Source organism: Streptomyces katrae (genome assembly GCF_000966975.1).
In the GTDB taxonomy this organism is placed as follows: domain Bacteria; phylum Actinomycetota; class Actinomycetes; order Streptomycetales; family Streptomycetaceae; genus Streptomyces; species Streptomyces katrae.
This window is the reverse complement of sequence record NZ_JZWV01000176.1, coordinates 1-627: the sequence shown is the minus strand read 5'-3', so window position 1 is coordinate 627 and position 627 is coordinate 1. Positions and strand designations below refer to the sequence as shown.

1 protein-coding gene is annotated in these 627 nt (G+C 77.5%); it reads left to right on the top strand.

Annotated features, from left to right (window positions below):
- Positions 1–627: AAA family ATPase (locus tag VR44_RS08435; protein ID WP_045946771.1), on the top strand; the 627-nt coding region annotated here is incomplete at both ends.

Here is a 627-nt window from a genome sequence, read left to right as displayed (position 1 = left end):
CCCCCGCCCCCGGGAACCTGCGGGCGCGGCTGACCACCTTCGTCGGGCGGGAGGAGGACATCCGGGTCATCGGGAGCGACCTCGCACGGGCCCGGCTCGTCACCCTGCTCGGGCCCGGCGGCGCCGGGAAGACGCGGCTGTCGCAGGAGGCCGCCGAGGCACACCCCGCGGGCGACTGGCCCGACGGGGTGTGGCTCGTCGAACTGGCGCCCGTGGACGACCCCGAGGACGTCGCCGAGGCCGCCCTCGCCGCCGTCGGCGCCCGCGAGACCAAGCTGCGCGGCGCCGCCGCCGAGGAACTGCGCGCGCTGACCGACCGGACCGGCGACCACCCCCTCGACCGGCTCGCGGAGCACTGCTCCCGCCGCCGGCTCCTGCTGCTCCTCGACAACTGCGAGCACGTGATAGGTGCCGCCGCCGAGCTCGCCGAACGGATCCTGACCCAGTGCCCCGGCGTACGGATCCTCGCCACCAGCCGGGAACCGCTCGGGGTGCCGGGAGAGTTGCTGCGGCCCGTCGAACCGCTGCCCGACCCCGTCGCGCTGCGGCTCCTCGGCGACCGGGGCGCCGCCGCGAAGCCCGGCTTCCGGGTCGCCGACGACCCGGAGGCCGCCGCCGAGATCTGCC